A 15,205-nucleotide genomic window follows, 5' to 3' on the forward strand; every position below is an offset into this window, starting at 1 on the left:
CCGGTTTTTTTGTGCGCCAAGGCCGCGCGAGCTCGGGCTGGATCGCGGTTGCGGCACGGCGATTCGGCCCAACGGCAGGGTGCCGCGCAAGCTCAACGCAACTTTAGCAATCTCGTGCGATAGGCTCGGGTCGCCCCTCGTCGCGAGTGTCCAGGACGCATGCCTTCATCCCCCATCATGGCGCCGCCTGGCGTCGTCATCTTCGGGTCCGCGCGACCGGTCACATGCGCCGTAATGGACTATACGAGGCGATTGAGCGAGGCGATCAACGCGCAGCGCCCCGGCTTCGTCAGCCTGCGGATGATCGAGCCCGACAGCCCGGCCGCCTTCGTCGGCGAGATCGCCGATGTGCTGCGGAAAGGCCAGGTCGCGCATTTCCAGTTGCCGGTCGAGGGCTGGGGCAATGCCATTCTCCCCGGCTCAGCGCTGATGGCGGCCCGTCTGGCGACCCGGCGCGGCAAGATCGTGACCTCGCTGCATGAATGGGCCTCGCTCAATCACCTGCGCTATCTGTCGATGGTGCCCGACATCCTCGCGACGGACGGGTTCATCTTCGTTTCGCGCCAGCAGCGCGAGAGCTTCCTCAAGACGCCGCTCGTCGGCAAAGCCCGCAAGGCGGCAGCGCCGGTGATACCGATCGGCCCCAACATCATGCCGGCGCGGATCGATCCGCTCCGTGTCGCCGAGGAGCGCAGCCGCGTTCGCGGCGCCGGCGCGGCGGAAGCGGACATCGTCATCGGCTATTTCGGCGTGCTCTACGCGAGCAAGCGCCCGGACATCCTGCTGCGCGTGCTCCAGGCGCTGCATCAGCGCGGCAGAAGGGCGAGGCTTCTCGTCTGCGGCGATTTTCTCTGGGACAAACCGCAAGACCGCGAGGCGTTTTTCGCGCTGGCGCGCGAGCTCGGGGTCCTGGACTGGCTCGATTTCCGCGGCCGGATCGACGATGAGAGCGCCTTGATGGAGACGCTGTCAGCGGCGGACGTCTTTCTGCTGCCGTTCATGGACGGCATCAGCACGCGGCGGGGCAGCTTCCTCGCCGTGAGCCAGATCGCCACGCCCCTGGTCTCGACCTTGCCGGAGCGAGCCGACGAGTTCGATCTGACTCCCGCGCTGCATGCCAAGATCGACAATGCAGCCACGGCTCTGTGCCCGGTCGATGCGACACCGGAGATGTTTGCCGACGCTGTCCTGCGCGCCCATGCGCATAGGGCTGATGCCGTCGCCGTGGATCTGGCGGCATCATGGGACGACGCGGCTGCCGCTCATCTCGCGTTCTACGACCGGATCGCCGCCGCCTAACATCGGCTGCAGTTCAGCCCCCGGCGTCCTGGTGACGGGGCTCGCCCTTCCCTCGCTCATGCCGCGGATCAGCAGCCAGAGTGCCGAGAGGCACAGAAGGCCGATGACGGCCAGCCCGGCCAGCGTCGAGGCCGAAAGATCGCCGGGCGCATTGGCTTGCCCGACCCCGACCGCGAGCGCCAATGCCGCCAGCGCCAGAGGCGGCATTGGCAGCGGGCATGGCAGCGAGCGCAACAGCGCGAGCCCCGGCAGCATCGCGAGGGCAGCCCCTGCCGTCGCACCCGACAGAAGGATCGTGTCGGTCACACCGAACAGCCCGAGAGTAACCAGGGCTGCGAGGTTCAACAGCACGCAGTCGTACACCGCCAGCATGAGAATGATCGGCAGGCGGCGAGACAGATGGGCGGGCGTCGGCAGCATCGTCTGGATGAGTGCCCGCATTGCCGCAATCGCGATCACGAACGGCGCGGCATGCAGGAAGCCGGGCTGCAGATCACGGGCGATCAGCAACGGCGTGGCGGGGCCGAGAAGAGCAAGGAGACCAGCGCCCGTCATCAGCGTCAGCCCCATCAGCAAGCCGTAATACTGGCCCAATGCGCGGTGGAACGCCTCGCCACGCGGCAGACGGTCATGGAGCGCGACGATCTGCGGATAGCATGTTCCCTGGACGGCCTGGACGATCATGATGAACGGTCGCTGCAGCAGATCGATCGCCAGCAGGGCGCCGGCTGCGCCATGAGCGCCGAGCACTGCCGTCAGGATCGCCTTGAGACCAATCGGCGCCAGGAGGGAGGCGACGGAAGCACCGGCCGAGACGCTGCCATAGACGAGATGCTTGCGAACGAGATGCAGGTCCGGGCGCACGAGCCTGCCACCGAAACCACGCGCCAATCCTATCAATACCGCGCCATAGACGCAGTAGCCGACCAACAGACCCGTCAGCGCGGAGATCACGGTCTGGCCAAAAATGGCGCCGACCAGCGTCGTGGCTGTCACGAGTGTCGCGCGCAGGCTCTGCAGCCAGGAGAATGCCCGGAATGCGGTCCGGAAACGCAGCATCGAAAGATGAAGGTCGGTGCCGCCCTGAAAGATGGCGACGCAAGTGCCGAGCAGCGCCATCTCGCCTGCCAGCCCCAGGCACCAGGCAGCAAGGCCGACGGCGACAGAGGCCAAGGCGCTGGCCAGGCAGCCGAAGCGCATCGCATGCCGTTCGGCGGCTTCACTCGCGGCCGATGGGCCTGGATAGAAGCGGCTGCAGGCGAAGCGGATCCATTCGAACGCGAGGATGGCGCCGAACTGGCTGATCGCGACGAAAAAGGAATAGACCGTGTAGTCAGCAGCGGGAAGCAGGCGCGAAATGGCGATGACCAGCCCGAGCGCCATGGCGGCCTGATAGAAGTAAGCGCCTACGGCCGCCAGTTGCGCCATTGCATCTCGTCCACTCGCTGCATCTCGCGGGCAAGCAGGTGGCGCGGGCCGACGAAAGGCGCGTGACACGAAACCAAGCCTCGGCCAGAAAGCTTGGGCCGCAAAGGTTGATTTTCCGCTAGCCGATCAGCGCAGCGCGAGAACCGACAGGGTCATAGCCGCCGAGAATCCGCCAATCAAAGCCAGCAGGAGCATCGGCTGAAAGACCTCCCACCGCCAGCGCGGAAGCGCGGTCGCGTCCTCATGCCCGAACGCCTCGCCGGCAAGGCGCGCAGCCCGTTCGAGACCGGCTGTCCTTACATTCGGTACCAACGCACCAGACGCCACGATACCCTCCCCCAAATTTTTGGCGATCATAGCAGATGACGGAGCGTCGCCCAGCCCCTCAATCGTCGAAGCCATTCTCCGGCCCGTAGGGTTAATGCTCTCTGAACGGGACGGTTCCATCACCCGCACTATGCGGATTCGCGTGACCCTGTGACGACAGGAGCCGTTCCCTCGGCGAGCCCTTGGCTGTAGGAAGTGCCGCAGCGCGGCAAAGCCGCATCTGCGCTAGAGTTTACAGTCGCGAATCAGGGGGCCTGCGGACACGATGGCGGAGAACGGCGATCTATTTGGCGGGGAACCGGAGCGGCCGGCAGCGCCCGTGCCCCGCGCGGCCACGCCTGCGCCGTCGCGGCCGGATGCGCCCGTGAGCGGGGCAACGTCCCGCCCTGCTCCGACGCCTCCACGCAACGGAACCCTGTCGGAAACCGGCTACGACGCCTCTGCCATCGAGGTGCTCGAAGGGCTGGAGCCGGTGCGCCGCCGGCCCGGCATGTATATCGGCGGCACCGACGAGCGCGCGCTGCATCACCTCTTCGCCGAGGTGATCGACAACGCCATGGACGAGGCCGTCGCCGGCCATGCCAGCTTCATCGATGTCGAATTGCTGGAGGATGGCTCGATCGCCGTCACCGACAATGGTCGCGGCATCCCGGTCGATCCGCATCCGAAGTTTCCCGGAAAGTCGGCGCTCGAAGTCATCATGACGACGCTGCATGCCGGTGGAAAGTTCGACTCCAAGGCTTACGAGACCTCGGGCGGCCTGCACGGCGTCGGCGTCTCCGTCGTGAACGCGCTGTCGGACCGGCTCGAGGTCGAGGTCGCCCGTGGCAAGGTGCTCTATCGCCAGGTGTTCTCGCGCGGCCTGCCGCAGGGCCCGCTCGAGACGGTCGGCCCCGTGGCCAACCGGCGCGGCACCCGCGTGCGCTTTCACCCCGATGCGCAGATCTTCGGCGAGGGCGCGCATTTCGTGCCTGCGCGGCTGTTCCGTATGGCGCGCTCGAAGGCCTATCTCTTCGGCGGCGTCGAAATCCGCTGGCGCTGCGCGCCCGTGCTGCTGAAGCCCGAGGGCGATGTCGCGGCGGAGGCCGTATTCCGCTTTCCCGGGGGCTTGCGCGACTATCTCGGCCGCGAGATCGAGGGCAAGGACCTCGTCGCCGAGCCGATCTTCGCCGGCAAGATCACCAAGGACGGCAGCCATGGCTCGCTGGAATGGGCGGTCGCCTGGCTCGCCACCGGCGAGGACGGCTTCTCCTCGTCCTATTGCAACACGATTCCGACGCCCGAGGGCGGCACCCATGAAGCGGGCCTGCGCATCGCCCTGCTGCGCGGCCTGCGCGACCATGCCGAGCGCATCGGCCAGTCCAAGCGCATGGCGCAGGTGACCTCAGACGACGTGATGGCGACCTGCGCCGCGATGCTCTCGGTCTTCATCCGCGAGCCGGAGTTCCAGGGCCAGACCAAGGACAAGCTGGCGACGCTGGAAGCTTCCCGCATCGTCGAGAATGCGGTGCGCGACGCCTTCGACCACTGGCTCGCGGCAGCGCCGCAGCAGGCGTTGAAGCTGCTCGACTGGTCGGTCGACCGGGCCGAGGAACGCCTGCGCCGCCGCCTCGAAAAGGAGGTTTCGCGCAAGACTGCGACGCGCAAGCTGAGGCTGCCGGGCAAGCTCGCGGATTGTTCGAGCGCCGGCGCGGCTGGCTCCGAACTCTTCATCGTCGAGGGCGATTCCGCGGGCGGCTCGGCCAAGCAGGCGCGCAACCGCACGACGCAAGCCATTCTCCCCTTGCGCGGCAAGATCCTCAACGTTGCCAATGCGACGCGCGAGAAGCTGAATCAGAACCAGCAGCTCGCCGATCTGATCCTGGCGCTCGGCTGCGGCATCGGCAGCCAGTTCCGCGAGGACGACCTGCGCTACGAGAAGGTCATCGTGATGACCGACGCCGACGTCGACGGCGCCCATATCGCCTCGCTGCTCGTCACATTCTTCTGGCGCCAGATGCCGCGACTCATCGAGAAGGGGCATCTCTATCTCGCCGTGCCGCCGCTCTATCGGCTCCAGCATGGCGGCAAGTCGGTCTATGCCCGCAACGACGCGCATAAGGACGAACTCATCGCCTCGGTGTTCAAGGGCAAGAAGCCGGAGATCAGCCGGTTCAAGGGCCTCGGCGAAATGATGCCTGCCCAGCTCAAGGAAACCACGATGGATCCGAGCAAGCGCATCCTGCTCAAGGTCATGGTCGACCATGAGGCGCGCGACGAGGCTTCCGACACGGTCGAGCGGCTGATGGGCAACAAGCCGGAGGCGCGCTTCCTGTTCATCCAGGAGCGCGCCGCCTTCGCCGGCGAACTGATCGACCTGTGAGCGGCGACCCCGTCATCCTTGCGGGGTTGGCCGACAATCCTGCCGGGCTGCCATGGGCCGGGAGCGTGGGCATGGTCGGTTCATGTCTAACGAACCGCACCACCGCCCTGCCCGGCTCCATCGCATCGGCCAGCATGACCGCAATGGCCTCCTCGACACCCCTTTCCCATCCTGGCCGCTGATCGCATGGGGCAGCCTGCTCCCGCTTCACCTCGATGCGACCGCGATCTGGCGGCGCCCGGCTGGGACGACATCGGCATATTCCACGCCATCGCCGAAAGCGGGTCGCTGGCCCTGGCAGCGGTCCGGCTGCGCCTGAGCGAGGCGACGATCGCGCGGCGGCTCAAGGCTTTCGAGCGCGAACTCGGCCTGCTGCTGTTCCGGCGCGGAGCCAACCGGCTGATCCTGACGGCCGCCGGCGCCGAGCTGGCGCGGGAGGCGTCCCTCGTCGCGGCGGCCGCAGCACGCTTCGCGAGCTGCGCGAGAGCGGCGCGCCCCTTGGCGGACGCGCCCGTGCGGGTCACCGCGACGACCTCGATCAGCCTGTTCCTGACGATGCACGCGACGACGATCTCGGCCGCGGCCGGCGGTGTCGAACTCGTCATCATCAGCACGCGCGACCGGCTCGACCTGGCGCGTGGCGATGCCGACATCGCGGTCAGGATGCAGAAGATGCCGGACGAGTCCGGCTATTTCGGCCAGCGGGTCGGGCGGCTGGTGCAGGCGCTCTATGTCCGGCGCGACGTCGATCCCCTGACCGCCCCGATCATCTCGGTCAGCCGCGAGACCTCGTCGCGGATCGACGAGCACATCCTGGCCTATGCGGCCGGCCGGCCGATCGCCGCCCGCGTCGGCGATTCGGCCGCGCGCTATGAGAGCGTGCGCTCGGCGGGAGCCGTCTCGATGGTGCCGTGCTTCATGGGCGATGCCGACGAGGCCCTGCAGCGCCTGCAGCAGCCACCGGACCGGACCGCCGACGAGATCTTCTTGGTGACGCATGAGGTGTCGCGGCATCGGCCGGCGGTGATCGCCGTGCTCGGCGCGCTGCGCAAGGTCTTTCGCGAGCATCGGGCGCGGCTCGAAGGGCTGGCGGTTTGAGCAGCGTATCCCGACAGGCTCTAGCCAAGGCAACGCTTCGCTAACCATCTTTTTACAGCTGCTGTCGCACATTGCTTCCCAAGGGGCGCCGTGCCGCCCTTCTGACGCGGGAGGGCCCGATGCGGCTCATCGATCTGTTTTGGAAGAATGAACGTGGCACCATGCTCGCCGACGTCGCCAAGGCCAGCGCCGCGATCGCGTTCCTGTGCGTGATCGCCGCCAATTTCGTCTCGAGCCGAACCGAGCAACTCGACAAGGAGCGCCTCGCCGAGGTCGCCGCAGCGGCGAGCAAGGGCAAGGCGGGTGACCCGATGATCACCGGCTCGATCCGCAAGACGGCGAACGAGACGAAGCTCGACCCCTGCGTCGTGCCGCGCTGACGTTCAGGCCAGCCACGCCCGCAATTCGCGCGTGACGGCTTCCGGCTGTTCCAGCGTCGAGAGATGACCGCAACCCGGGATCTCCACCAGCCGCGCGTGGCCGCCGATCCCCTCGGCGATCTCACGCGCCTCCGCCGGCGGCGTGATGAGGTCCTCTTCGCCCACCAGCACCAGCGTCGGAACGCCGATCGCAGCGAGACCAGGACGCGAGTCCGGCCGCCCCATGATGGCGCGTTGCTGGCGAATGAAGCCGTCGGAGCCGATATTGTCCGCCATGGCGCGGACCAGGAGGCGCAAGGGCTCGTCCGAGAGCCTGGCCGGCGCGACGAGCCGCTGCCAGATCAGCGTCGTGACATTGTCGTAGGCGCCCTTTTCCGCCAGCGCGATCATCTGTTCACGGGGCGTATTCGTTTCCGGCGTGGCAGGTTTCGCGCTGGTATCCAGCAGCGCCAGCCGCGTCACGCGCTGCGGGGCCTGGCGCATCACCTCGAACGCAGCATACCCGCCCATCGAGAGCCCGCAGAGTGCAAAACGCTCCGGCGCGACCGCCAGAAGCCGCCGCACGATGGCAGCGAGGCTCTCGTCGCGATCATGCTCGGCAACCAGGATCGGCCGGCCCGGAGCGAGCGCCGGCCATTGCGGCGCATAGAGGTTGGCGTCGCAGCTCAGGCCAGGAATCAGGACAAGCGGTTCAGTCATCGCGCAGACAGGCTCCTCGATACGCTAGATTATTGACTTTGCCGTGCTTTTTCTGCATTGCACACGGGTCCGAAGGCGCGCAGGAAAGAGAAGTCGCGCCACCGTCGCGGTTGAGTAGGTCATCCCGCCACGTGTCACCGACCCTGAAGAAGCGCAACCATCGATGTCCTTTGCCGAACTCGGCCTGAGTGAAAAGGTTCTGACAGCCGTCACGACCGCAGGCTACAACAACCCGACCCCTATCCAGGCGCAGGCGATCCCGCATGTGCTCGCCCGCCGCGACGTGCTGGGCATCGCCCAGACCGGCACCGGCAAGACCGCCGCCTTCACGCTGCCGATGCTGACGATCCTGGAAAACGGCCGCGCCCGGGCCAGGATGCCGCGCACGCTGATCCTGGAGCCGACGCGCGAGCTCGCCGCCCAGGTCGAGGAGAACTTCACCCGCTACGGCGTCAACCAGAAGCTCTCGGTCGCGCTCCTGATCGGCGGCGTTTCCTTCGGCGACCAGGATGCCAAGATCACCCGTGGCGTCGACGTGCTGATCGCGACGCCCGGCCGCCTGCTCGACCATGTCGAGCGTGGCAAGCTGCTGCTGACCGGCGTCGAACTGCTCGTCATCGACGAGGCCGACCGCATGCTCGACATGGGCTTCATCCCCGACATCGAGCGGGTTTGTAAACTCGTTCCCTTTACGCGGCAGACGCTGTTCTTCACCGCGACGATGCCGCCCGAGATCACGCGGATCAGCGAGCAGTTCCTGCACAATCCCGTGCGGGTCGAGGTTTCGCGTCCGGCAACCGCCGCCGCGACCATCACGCAGCGATTGATCGCTTCCAACGGCCAGGACTTCGAGAAGCGCGAGACGCTGCGCCGGCTGATCAAGGACGCCAAGGACCTGCAGAACGCGATCGTCTTCTGCAACCGCAAGCGCGATGTCGCGACGCTGCACAAATCCCTGCAGAAGCACGGCTTCCCCGCCGTCTCGCTGCATGGCGACATGGACCAGTATGCCCGCATGGCGGCGCTGGAATCCTTCCGCACGGGCGAGAACCCGATCCTGGTCGCCAGCGACGTCGCGGCGCGCGGCCTCGACATCCCGGCCGTCAGCCATGTCTTCAATTACGATGTGCCGACCCATGCCGAGGACTATGTCCACCGCATCGGCCGCACCGGCCGCGCCGGCCGCGAGGGTGCGTCCTTCACGATCGTCACGCGCCATGACGAGAAGCTCGTCGCCGCGATCGAGAAGCTGATGGGCCAGGCGATCTCCTGGGAAGAAGGTCGCGGCCTCGATGCCCTGCCCCCTGGTGCACCCCGCGAGGAACGTTCCGGTGGTCGCGGCGGACGCGGTGACGAGCGTCGTGGACGTGGCGGCGAGCGCGGTCGCGGCCGCCCCGAGCGCGGCCCGCGCGCCGAACCCGAGGCCGCCCCGCGCCCGATCCGCGTCGAACGCCCGGCTACGGAGGAGGATGCCGCTCCGCGCCGCCGGCATGCCGCATCGGACGGCCCGACCCGGACCAAGATTCGTGGCGAGGCGGCTGCGGCGGATGGAGCCGCATCGGCGGCTCCCGCCGGCAAGCCACAGCGCGTCGCCGAGCCGCGCCCGGCCCGGCACGAACCACGCCGCCGCGACGATGATGACGGCCCGAAGGTCAAGGGCCTCGGCGACCATGTCCCAGCCTTCCTGCTTCGCCCCGTCCGCGTCGGATAAGTTGTAGTCATCAACCGCATTTTAACGAGCTTGGCGTAGAGTTAGGTCGCGCTCACGAGTAGTTTCGTGGCCGCGGACGGGCGCATGCCGCCGTTGCGACGGACAGGATGTCCCGCTTCGATTTTCAATCGGAGCTCTCGTGGCTGGCCGCCATGAGCCGGCTCACGTTCGGGCCAGCGATTGCATGAGCGAGTTTCAGGCGCCCTCCTCTCCCTCAGACGACCTTGCCGAGCGTGTGGTCGCCGCCATGCGCCAGCACGGCTCGCCCAGCTACCCCCGCGCCTTCGAGGTCTGGTACGCCCATCTGAGCGGCGAGATGCCGGCAATCAGCATGGCGATGAACGCGATCATCACCGCGAGCGATGGCCCGGTCGGCGCGGCCGACATCGACAATCTCTATGACCGCTTTATCAGCACGGAACGCCTGGCGCGCCATGCCGAGCGCACCAGCCTGCAGGTTCTCGGCGAAATCGACGGGCTGATGACGCTGGTCGACCAGGCACTCGATTCGAGCGAGCGCTATCACGGCCGCCTCTGCGCCATGTCCGAGGACGTCCCGCCGCCGGCCGACCGCGCCAAGCTCCGCGAATGGGTCGAGGCTCTGGTGATGTCGACGCGCGAGGAGGTGACGCGCAAGACCAAGCTCGAGGCGCAGCTCCGCGACAGCTCAAACGAGATCCGCAACCTCCGCGAGGCGCTGGAATCGACGCGCGCCGAAGCCCTGACCGACCCACTGACCGGCCTCGCCAACCGCCGCCACTTCGAGGAGATGCTGCAGAAGTCGATCGACCAGGCGACGCTGCGGCGCGAGCCTTTCGCGCTGGTCATGGCCGATATCGATTTCTTCAAACAGTTCAACGATGCCCATGGCCATCTGACTGGCGATCAGGTGCTGCGTCTCGTCGCCCGCACCATGAAGGACAAATTCAAGGACAAGGCGATCATCACCCGCTTCGGCGGCGAGGAGTTCGCGATCATCCTCCCGGATGCCGACCTGATCGCCGGCAAGTTCGGCGCGGAAACCGTGAGGCAGGCGCTTCTGACACGTGAACTCGTCAAGCGCTCGACGAACGAGAATCTCGGCCGCATCACGATTTCGCTCGGCGTCGCCAGCTATTCGCGCGGCGACACGGCGGCATCTCTGACCGACCGCGCCGACCAGGCTCTGATGGCCGCCAAACGCAGTGGCCGCAACCGCACGGTCACGGAAGACGCAATCGAGGCAACCAGCCGCGTCGCCTGACGGCATGCTGATCTTGTATGGAAGCGTGCGGTCATCCCGGGGCTTGACCCGGGATCCATGCCTGAACCTTTCCGACCAGCGCTCCGGAATGGATCCCGGATCGGCGCGGCTTCGCCGCTTGTCCGGGATGACCGGGATGACCGGGAGGGTTTGACCTGCTCTGTACTACGAGGCGGCGACAGCTTCGGCGCGAGGCTTGATCTCGACGGATTCGCCGCAGCCGCAGGCCGAGACCTGATTGGGATTGTTGAACACGAAGGTCGAGGAGAAGCGGTCGGTCTTGAAGTCGAGTTCCGTGCCGAGCAGGAACAGCACGGCTTTGGCGTCGACGATCACCGTCGCGTCCTTCTCGGTCACGACCTCATCGCCCTTGGCCGTGTCGCGCGCGATCTCGAAGGTGTATTCCATCCCGGCGCAGCCGCCCTTCTTGACGCCGACGCGCAAGCCGAGCGCAGGCTCGTCGCCCGCCGATTGCGCCATGATCTCGCGGATGCGCGCAGCCGCCGCGTCGGTAAGCGAGACGACCTTCAGGCCGGGTATCGAAAACATGCCTTCGTCCCTCCTCGATCAGGTTCAAGGCCTGATGAAGCAAGATTGCAGAGATCTACATAAGGATTGCTGACCGAAACGTCGAGATGCGGGCGCGCAAGGCGCCCTCCCGCCACCGCTTGTTGCATGCCCATTCCGCTCATGCACTGTGGCGGCCATCAAACCGGCTCCACATCTGGCGACCTCAGCACATGGCCTATCGCACGCACCGCCCCGAATCGCTCCGCGCCCTCGTCCAGGACATGATCACCAGGGCAGGCTGGACGCCTGAGGAGGCGCGCGAGACCGCCGATCATCTCGTCCTGGCCAATCTCAGCGGCCATGACAGCCACGGCGTCGGCATGCTGCCGCTCTATTTCCAGTCGCTGGCGGATGGAAACCTGTCGCCGCGCTCGAAGCCGACGACGCGGCTCGATGCGGCACCTTTTCTGATCGTCGATGCCGGCGTCTCGCTCGGCCAGCCAGCAGCTCGCAATGCCGTCGAGCAGGCAGCGGCCATGGCGAAGGCCGGCGGCGTCGCGATTCTCAATCTGCTCGACGCCCATCACATCGGGCGCATCGGCCATTATGCCGAGGCGGTGGCCGAGCATGGCCTGATCTCGCTGTTCTGGGTCAATGTCGCCGGCCGCCCACCGATCGTCGCGCCCTTCGCGGCCAGGGATGCGCGCTTCGGCACCAATCCGCATGCAATCGGCATCCCGGTTCCCGGCAACGACCCGATCATCCTCGATTTCGCCACCAGCCGTATGGCCCATGGCAAGGCCCGCGTCGCACTCAACAAGGGCGAGCAGGTCGCCCCCGGCTACATCATCGATGGCGAGGGCCGGCCGACGACCGAGCCGAGGCATGTCTTCCAGCACGGGCTCAATGGCGACGAGACGCTGGGCGCGCTCCTGCCCTTCGGCGACCACAAGGGCGCAGGCCTCTCGCTGATCGCGGAACTGCTCTCGGCCGGGCTGATGGGGGCGGCGCGCATCGACGAGAAGCCGCAGAAGAGCTGGATCATCAACTCGCTCTTCGGCGTGCTGATCGACCCGGCGCGCCTCGAACCTGATGCCGAACTGCGCAAGAGCCGCACCGAAAGCTATCTCGCCTTCGTCCGCGCCGCCCGGCCGCAGGACGAGGCCAACCCGGTGCTGGCCCCTGGCGACAAGGAGCGCGCCGTCCGTGTCGAGCGACAGGCGAACGGTGTTCCGCTAGACGACGAGACCTGGTCGCAAATCAAGGCCGCGGCCGCCGCCCATAGCATCGATGCCGAAAGCTACTGAGCGTGACGCTCGATGACTACAACGCATTCTGCGCCGGCCTCGCCGCTACCCGCACGGTCGTGCAATGGGGCGGCGCCCATGTCTGGAAGGTCGGCGAGAAGGTCTTCGCGATCGCGCGCACGGATGACGGCGTCGCGCTCTCCGTCACCTTCAAATGCTCCTGGGCGAGCTTCGACATCCTGAAGGAGCAACCGGGCCTGCGTCCGGCGCCTTACCTCGCCTCGCGCGGCATGAGCTGGATCCAGCGCCTGACCGACGAGTCCATGCCGGACGAGGCGCTGCAGGACTATCTGCGCGAGAGCCACCGGCTGGTGGCAGCGGGGCTGACCAAGCGGGTGCGGGCGGAACTGGGATTGAATCCTTGAACCTTACACGCGTGTCATCCCGGGCGACCGAAGGGAAACCCGGGATCCATGCCTGAGCCCCCCCGATGAACGCTCCGGAATGGATCCCGCATCTCCGCTTCGCTGCGTCCGGGATGACACGCGAGTTCTATTCTGAAGCCGAGTGCCCTGCCCTCTAAAGCAGCGCCTCGCCCCGGAACACCGGCACGCAGGAGCCGCCGACTGTCGCGCGGATGCCGTCGGCACCGCGCTGCGCAGTGAGCCGCAGCAGGCTCGGGCGACCCATCTCGACGCCTTGCGTCAGCGTGAAGACGGCGTGGTCGCCACCGTCGAGCGAGAGCAGGAGCGCCGCAAGCGTCGCGCTGGCGCTGCCTGTGGCGGGGTCCTCCCAGGTGCCGGCCAGGGGCGCGAACATGCGCGCCCGGATCTGCACGCCGTCGCGGACATAGAGGAACAGCGACAGCCGCCCATCCAGCTCCGGCGTGGCGTCGCAGAGGGCGCGGAACCGGCTCAGATCCGGGGTAGCGCGAGAGAGGGCCCGGGCCGTGACCTCGACGAGCACGAAATGCACACCGACGGAGGCGCGCAAGGGCCGGTGGTTGGCCAGCACGATGTCGGCGGACGCGAGACCGGCGCAGGCGGCGATCGCCTCGGCAGGCAGTTCGATGTCGGTCGAGAGCCGCTGCGGCGCGGCGATGGTCGCACCCGCAACCTCTCCGTTCGCGCCGCTGGCGACCCTGACCTCGACCAGGCCGGCGATCTCCTCGAAACGCAGCAGGCCATTGTGGTCGCGGCCGTGGCGCGCCAGCACGAAGCCGGTGCCGACATTGGGGTGGCCGGCGAAGGGCATCTCACCCGTGCGGTGAAAGATCCGGACGCGAGCGGTATTGGCCGGATCGGCTGGAGGCAGCACGAAGGTCGTCTCGCTGTAGTTCATCTCGGCGGCGAGCGACTGCATCTGTGCATCGCTCAGGCCGCGCGCGTCGGTGAAGACGGCGAGCTGGTTGCCGCCGAAGCGGGTTTCCGTGAAGACGTCGACGGTCTCATAGGCGAATGTGCGCATGGCAGGCTCCCCGCCGCACGAGGGTGCGGCCCGGCGCATTGATGCCATCGATCGCCGGCCGGCGATAATGAAGCTCGCAGATGCGATCGATCATACTCGATGATCGACGGCAGGGAACAGACTCCGCCCGCTCCCGTTCCTCCTCGCAACGGAGCAACGCAAGGAGAGCGTGATGGCGCACCAAGCCGGAGAGACCAAGGACCATCCCGGGCATGAGACGCCCCGGCGTCCCGGACAACCCGGCGAGGCTGCCCAACGCCGGCCGGGTCCCAGCCCCGATTCATCCCATGAGACGGGGCCTCACGCTCCCTACGAGCCGGATTCCGGCGTGGCGGCCGAGCGCATACGCCAGGATGCGGCGGGCCAGTACGGCGAAGGAACGGCCAGCCCGAACAAGGACGGACTGAGCAGCGCCAATCCGGTCGTCCTCTCCGGCGACGGCGATGCCACGAGCGGCAACGGCCACGGCCGCGACAGGGATGGCTCGAAGAAGGAGCAGTAGAGAGACCGTGGCGCGGCTTCCGACAGCGATCCCGCGTCAGGGCTCCTCGTAGCTCAGGCTCCAGCCCTGGCCGACGAACCAGGACCGGTCAGGCGCAGGCGGCTCGTTCCAGCGCAGGCTGCGGATGAATTCGGTGCCGCCCTTTTCGAATGCGGCCATCAGCGCCGCGCGCTCGTCCCGTTCGGCCGCGAGTTCACCTTCGGCGCAGACGAAGAAGGCGTTGCCGAGCGACTTTGCCGCGAAACCCGCCGCGACGCGCTCGATCAAGAGCCCGAGGCCGTAGAGTGCGTGGCGCCCGCGCCGGGCGGTTCTCTTCGCGTTAGGGACGCCGAGGGGAAAGATCAGGCGCCCACCCGGCTTCAATCGCTCCAGCCAGGCCGCCGCCGGCCGCTCGACCGAGAAATTCACATAGACGCAATCGACCGGCTCCTGCGGCCAGGCCGCGCCGTCGCCGCAAACCACCGTGACATTGGGACGGTCGGCAAGGTTTTCCGAGGCGGGCGACGCCAGGGCGGAATCGAACTCGACGGCCAGAACCTTTCCGCCAGGACCGACGAGTTCGGCGATCAGCGCCGTGTAGTAGCCGGTGCCGCAGCCTATATGCGCAACGCTCTCGCCCTCGCGCAATTGCGCGGCGTGCAGCCAATGCGCATGCAGGGACGGGCTGCCGTTGTTGACGCCGCGTTCAGGCGACAAGGCGACCAGAATATCCTGATAGAGGATCGCGGGATCGGTCGCGGCCAGGTCGCGATAGCCTGCGGCTCCGCGCGACATGATCCAGGGCGGCGGCCCGACGAAACTCTCACGCCTCACGGTGGCGAAAGCATTCTCCAGCCGGATGTCGTCCTCGACGCCGACGATCGCCAGCATCTGTCGGGCGTAGGCCCTGCGCACGATAGCGAGATCGGATTCGTCGAAGACCATGCAGCGGG

15 protein-coding genes are annotated in these 15,205 nt (G+C 67.2%); 9 read left to right on the forward strand and 6 right to left on the reverse strand.

Going from position 1 to position 15,205, the window contains the following annotated elements; all coding sequences use genetic code 11:
- Nucleotides 1-159 precede the first annotated feature (159 nt).
- Entirely contained in the window at nt 160-1,299 is a 1,140-nt protein-coding gene (locus AC1RMY_RS09685) for a glycosyltransferase (RefSeq protein WP_492863840.1), read from the forward strand.
- Here AC1RMY_RS09685 and AC1RMY_RS09690 read toward each other — a convergent pair.
- Both AC1RMY_RS09690 and AC1RMY_RS09695 read right to left on the reverse strand, forming a co-directional pair.
- Nucleotides 1,240-2,727: a polysaccharide biosynthesis protein gene (locus AC1RMY_RS09690; protein WP_492863842.1), complete on the reverse strand. Its 1,488-nt coding sequence runs from the start codon at nt 2,725-2,727 to the stop codon at nt 1,240-1,242. The genes AC1RMY_RS09685 and AC1RMY_RS09690 overlap by 60 nt on opposite strands.
- Before the next feature lie 126 nt (nt 2,728-2,853).
- The gene (locus AC1RMY_RS09695) at nt 2,854-3,129 is read right to left on the reverse strand and encodes a hypothetical protein (RefSeq protein WP_492863844.1); all 276 of its coding nucleotides are present in this window, start codon (nt 3,127-3,129) and stop codon (nt 2,854-2,856) included.
- 190 nt (nt 3,130-3,319) lie between these two features.
- Between AC1RMY_RS09695 and parE the strand changes: the two genes are divergently transcribed.
- The 3 genes from parE (at nt 3,320) to AC1RMY_RS09710 (ending at nt 6,894) form a co-directional block, all read left to right on the forward strand.
- The gene (parE, locus tag AC1RMY_RS09700) at nt 3,320-5,416 is read left to right on the forward strand and encodes a DNA topoisomerase IV subunit B (protein WP_492863846.1); all 2,097 of its coding nucleotides are present in this window, start codon (nt 3,320-3,322) and stop codon (nt 5,414-5,416) included.
- 186 nt (nt 5,417-5,602) lie between these two features.
- Complete coding sequence (locus tag AC1RMY_RS09705; RefSeq protein ID WP_492863848.1) at nt 5,603-6,514, forward strand: LysR family transcriptional regulator; 912 nt, start codon at nt 5,603-5,605, stop codon at nt 6,512-6,514.
- Between the two features lie 119 nt (nt 6,515-6,633).
- Complete coding sequence (locus AC1RMY_RS09710; protein WP_492863850.1) at nt 6,634-6,894, forward strand: hypothetical protein; 261 nt, start codon at nt 6,634-6,636, stop codon at nt 6,892-6,894.
- Between the two features lie 3 nt (nt 6,895-6,897).
- Here AC1RMY_RS09710 and AC1RMY_RS09715 read toward each other — a convergent pair whose 3' ends face one another.
- Nucleotides 6,898-7,593 (reverse strand): alpha/beta fold hydrolase, encoded by a 696-nt coding sequence (locus tag AC1RMY_RS09715; RefSeq protein ID WP_492863851.1) that lies wholly within the window; start codon nt 7,591-7,593, stop codon nt 6,898-6,900.
- Between the two features lie 163 nt (nt 7,594-7,756).
- Between AC1RMY_RS09715 and AC1RMY_RS09720 the strand changes: the two genes are divergently transcribed.
- Both AC1RMY_RS09720 and AC1RMY_RS09725 read left to right on the forward strand, forming a co-directional pair.
- Nucleotides 7,757-9,304: a DEAD/DEAH box helicase gene (locus tag AC1RMY_RS09720; RefSeq protein WP_492863853.1), complete on the forward strand. Its 1,548-nt coding sequence runs from the start codon at nt 7,757-7,759 to the stop codon at nt 9,302-9,304.
- 184 nt (nt 9,305-9,488) lie between these two features.
- Nucleotides 9,489-10,547, forward strand: coding sequence for a GGDEF domain-containing protein (locus AC1RMY_RS09725; RefSeq protein WP_492863855.1), 1,059 nt, complete (start codon nt 9,489-9,491; stop codon nt 10,545-10,547).
- A 165-nt stretch (nt 10,548-10,712) separates the two neighbouring features.
- Here AC1RMY_RS09725 and AC1RMY_RS09730 read toward each other — a convergent pair whose 3' ends face one another.
- A complete protein-coding gene (locus AC1RMY_RS09730) occupies nt 10,713-11,096 on the reverse strand; it encodes a HesB/IscA family protein (RefSeq protein WP_492863857.1) in 384 nt (127 codons plus the stop codon).
- Nucleotides 11,097-11,287: 191 nt separating this feature from the next.
- Here AC1RMY_RS09730 and AC1RMY_RS09735 point away from each other — a divergent pair, with 191 nt between their 5' ends.
- Entirely contained in the window at nt 11,288-12,364 is a 1,077-nt protein-coding gene (locus tag AC1RMY_RS09735; RefSeq protein WP_492863859.1) for a malate/lactate/ureidoglycolate dehydrogenase, read from the forward strand.
- 2 nt (nt 12,365-12,366) lie between these two features.
- Nucleotides 12,367-12,729: an MmcQ/YjbR family DNA-binding protein gene (locus AC1RMY_RS09740; RefSeq protein WP_492863861.1), complete on the forward strand. Its 363-nt coding sequence runs from the start codon at nt 12,367-12,369 to the stop codon at nt 12,727-12,729.
- A gap of 154 nt (nt 12,730-12,883) precedes the next feature.
- Here the strand turns inward: AC1RMY_RS09740 and AC1RMY_RS09745 are convergent, their stop codons facing one another.
- Nucleotides 12,884-13,771 (reverse strand): PhzF family phenazine biosynthesis protein, encoded by an 888-nt coding sequence (locus AC1RMY_RS09745; RefSeq protein WP_492863863.1) that lies wholly within the window; start codon nt 13,769-13,771, stop codon nt 12,884-12,886.
- 172 nt (nt 13,772-13,943) lie between these two features.
- On the opposite strand from AC1RMY_RS09745, the gene AC1RMY_RS09750 reads away from it, so the two are divergent.
- Complete coding sequence (locus AC1RMY_RS09750; protein ID WP_492863865.1) at nt 13,944-14,273, forward strand: hypothetical protein; 330 nt, start codon at nt 13,944-13,946, stop codon at nt 14,271-14,273.
- A 36-nt stretch (nt 14,274-14,309) separates the two neighbouring features.
- Here the strand turns inward: AC1RMY_RS09750 and AC1RMY_RS09755 are convergent, their stop codons facing one another.
- On the reverse strand, nt 14,310-15,197 hold the full coding sequence (locus AC1RMY_RS09755) for a protein-L-isoaspartate O-methyltransferase family protein (RefSeq protein ID WP_492863867.1): 888 nt from the start codon (nt 15,195-15,197) through the stop codon (nt 14,310-14,312).
- Between the last annotated feature and the right edge of the window lie 8 nt (nt 15,198-15,205).

This window comes from Allobosea sp. GW822-FHT03F07, assembly GCF_058801345.1.

What these genes read in the sequence shown, in the direction of transcription:
- AC1RMY_RS09685 (WP_492863840.1), top strand. Translation starts at nt 160, where the DNA reads ATGCCTTCATCCCCCATCATGGCGCCGCCTGGCGTCGTCATCTTCGGG.
- AC1RMY_RS09690 (WP_492863842.1), bottom strand. Translation starts at nt 2,727, where the DNA reads ATGGCGCAACTGGCGGCCGTAGGCGCTTACTTCTATCAGGCCGCCATG.
- AC1RMY_RS09695 (WP_492863844.1), bottom strand. Translation starts at nt 3,129, where the DNA reads ATGGCTTCGACGATTGAGGGGCTGGGCGACGCTCCGTCATCTGCTATG.
- parE (WP_492863846.1), top strand. Translation starts at nt 3,320, where the DNA reads ATGGCGGAGAACGGCGATCTATTTGGCGGGGAACCGGAGCGGCCGGCA.
- AC1RMY_RS09705 (WP_492863848.1), top strand. Translation starts at nt 5,603, where the DNA reads ATGGGGCAGCCTGCTCCCGCTTCACCTCGATGCGACCGCGATCTGGCG.
- AC1RMY_RS09710 (WP_492863850.1), top strand. Translation starts at nt 6,634, where the DNA reads ATGCGGCTCATCGATCTGTTTTGGAAGAATGAACGTGGCACCATGCTC.
- AC1RMY_RS09715 (WP_492863851.1), bottom strand. Translation starts at nt 7,593, where the DNA reads ATGACTGAACCGCTTGTCCTGATTCCTGGCCTGAGCTGCGACGCCAAC.
- AC1RMY_RS09720 (WP_492863853.1), top strand. Translation starts at nt 7,757, where the DNA reads ATGTCCTTTGCCGAACTCGGCCTGAGTGAAAAGGTTCTGACAGCCGTC.
- AC1RMY_RS09725 (WP_492863855.1), top strand. Translation starts at nt 9,489, where the DNA reads ATGAGCGAGTTTCAGGCGCCCTCCTCTCCCTCAGACGACCTTGCCGAG.
- AC1RMY_RS09730 (WP_492863857.1), bottom strand. Translation starts at nt 11,096, where the DNA reads ATGTTTTCGATACCCGGCCTGAAGGTCGTCTCGCTTACCGACGCGGCG.
- AC1RMY_RS09735 (WP_492863859.1), top strand. Translation starts at nt 11,288, where the DNA reads ATGGCCTATCGCACGCACCGCCCCGAATCGCTCCGCGCCCTCGTCCAG.
- AC1RMY_RS09745 (WP_492863863.1), bottom strand. Translation starts at nt 13,771, where the DNA reads ATGCGCACATTCGCCTATGAGACCGTCGACGTCTTCACGGAAACCCGC.
- AC1RMY_RS09750 (WP_492863865.1), top strand. Translation starts at nt 13,944, where the DNA reads ATGGCGCACCAAGCCGGAGAGACCAAGGACCATCCCGGGCATGAGACG.
- AC1RMY_RS09755 (WP_492863867.1), bottom strand. Translation starts at nt 15,197, where the DNA reads ATGGTCTTCGACGAATCCGATCTCGCTATCGTGCGCAGGGCCTACGCC.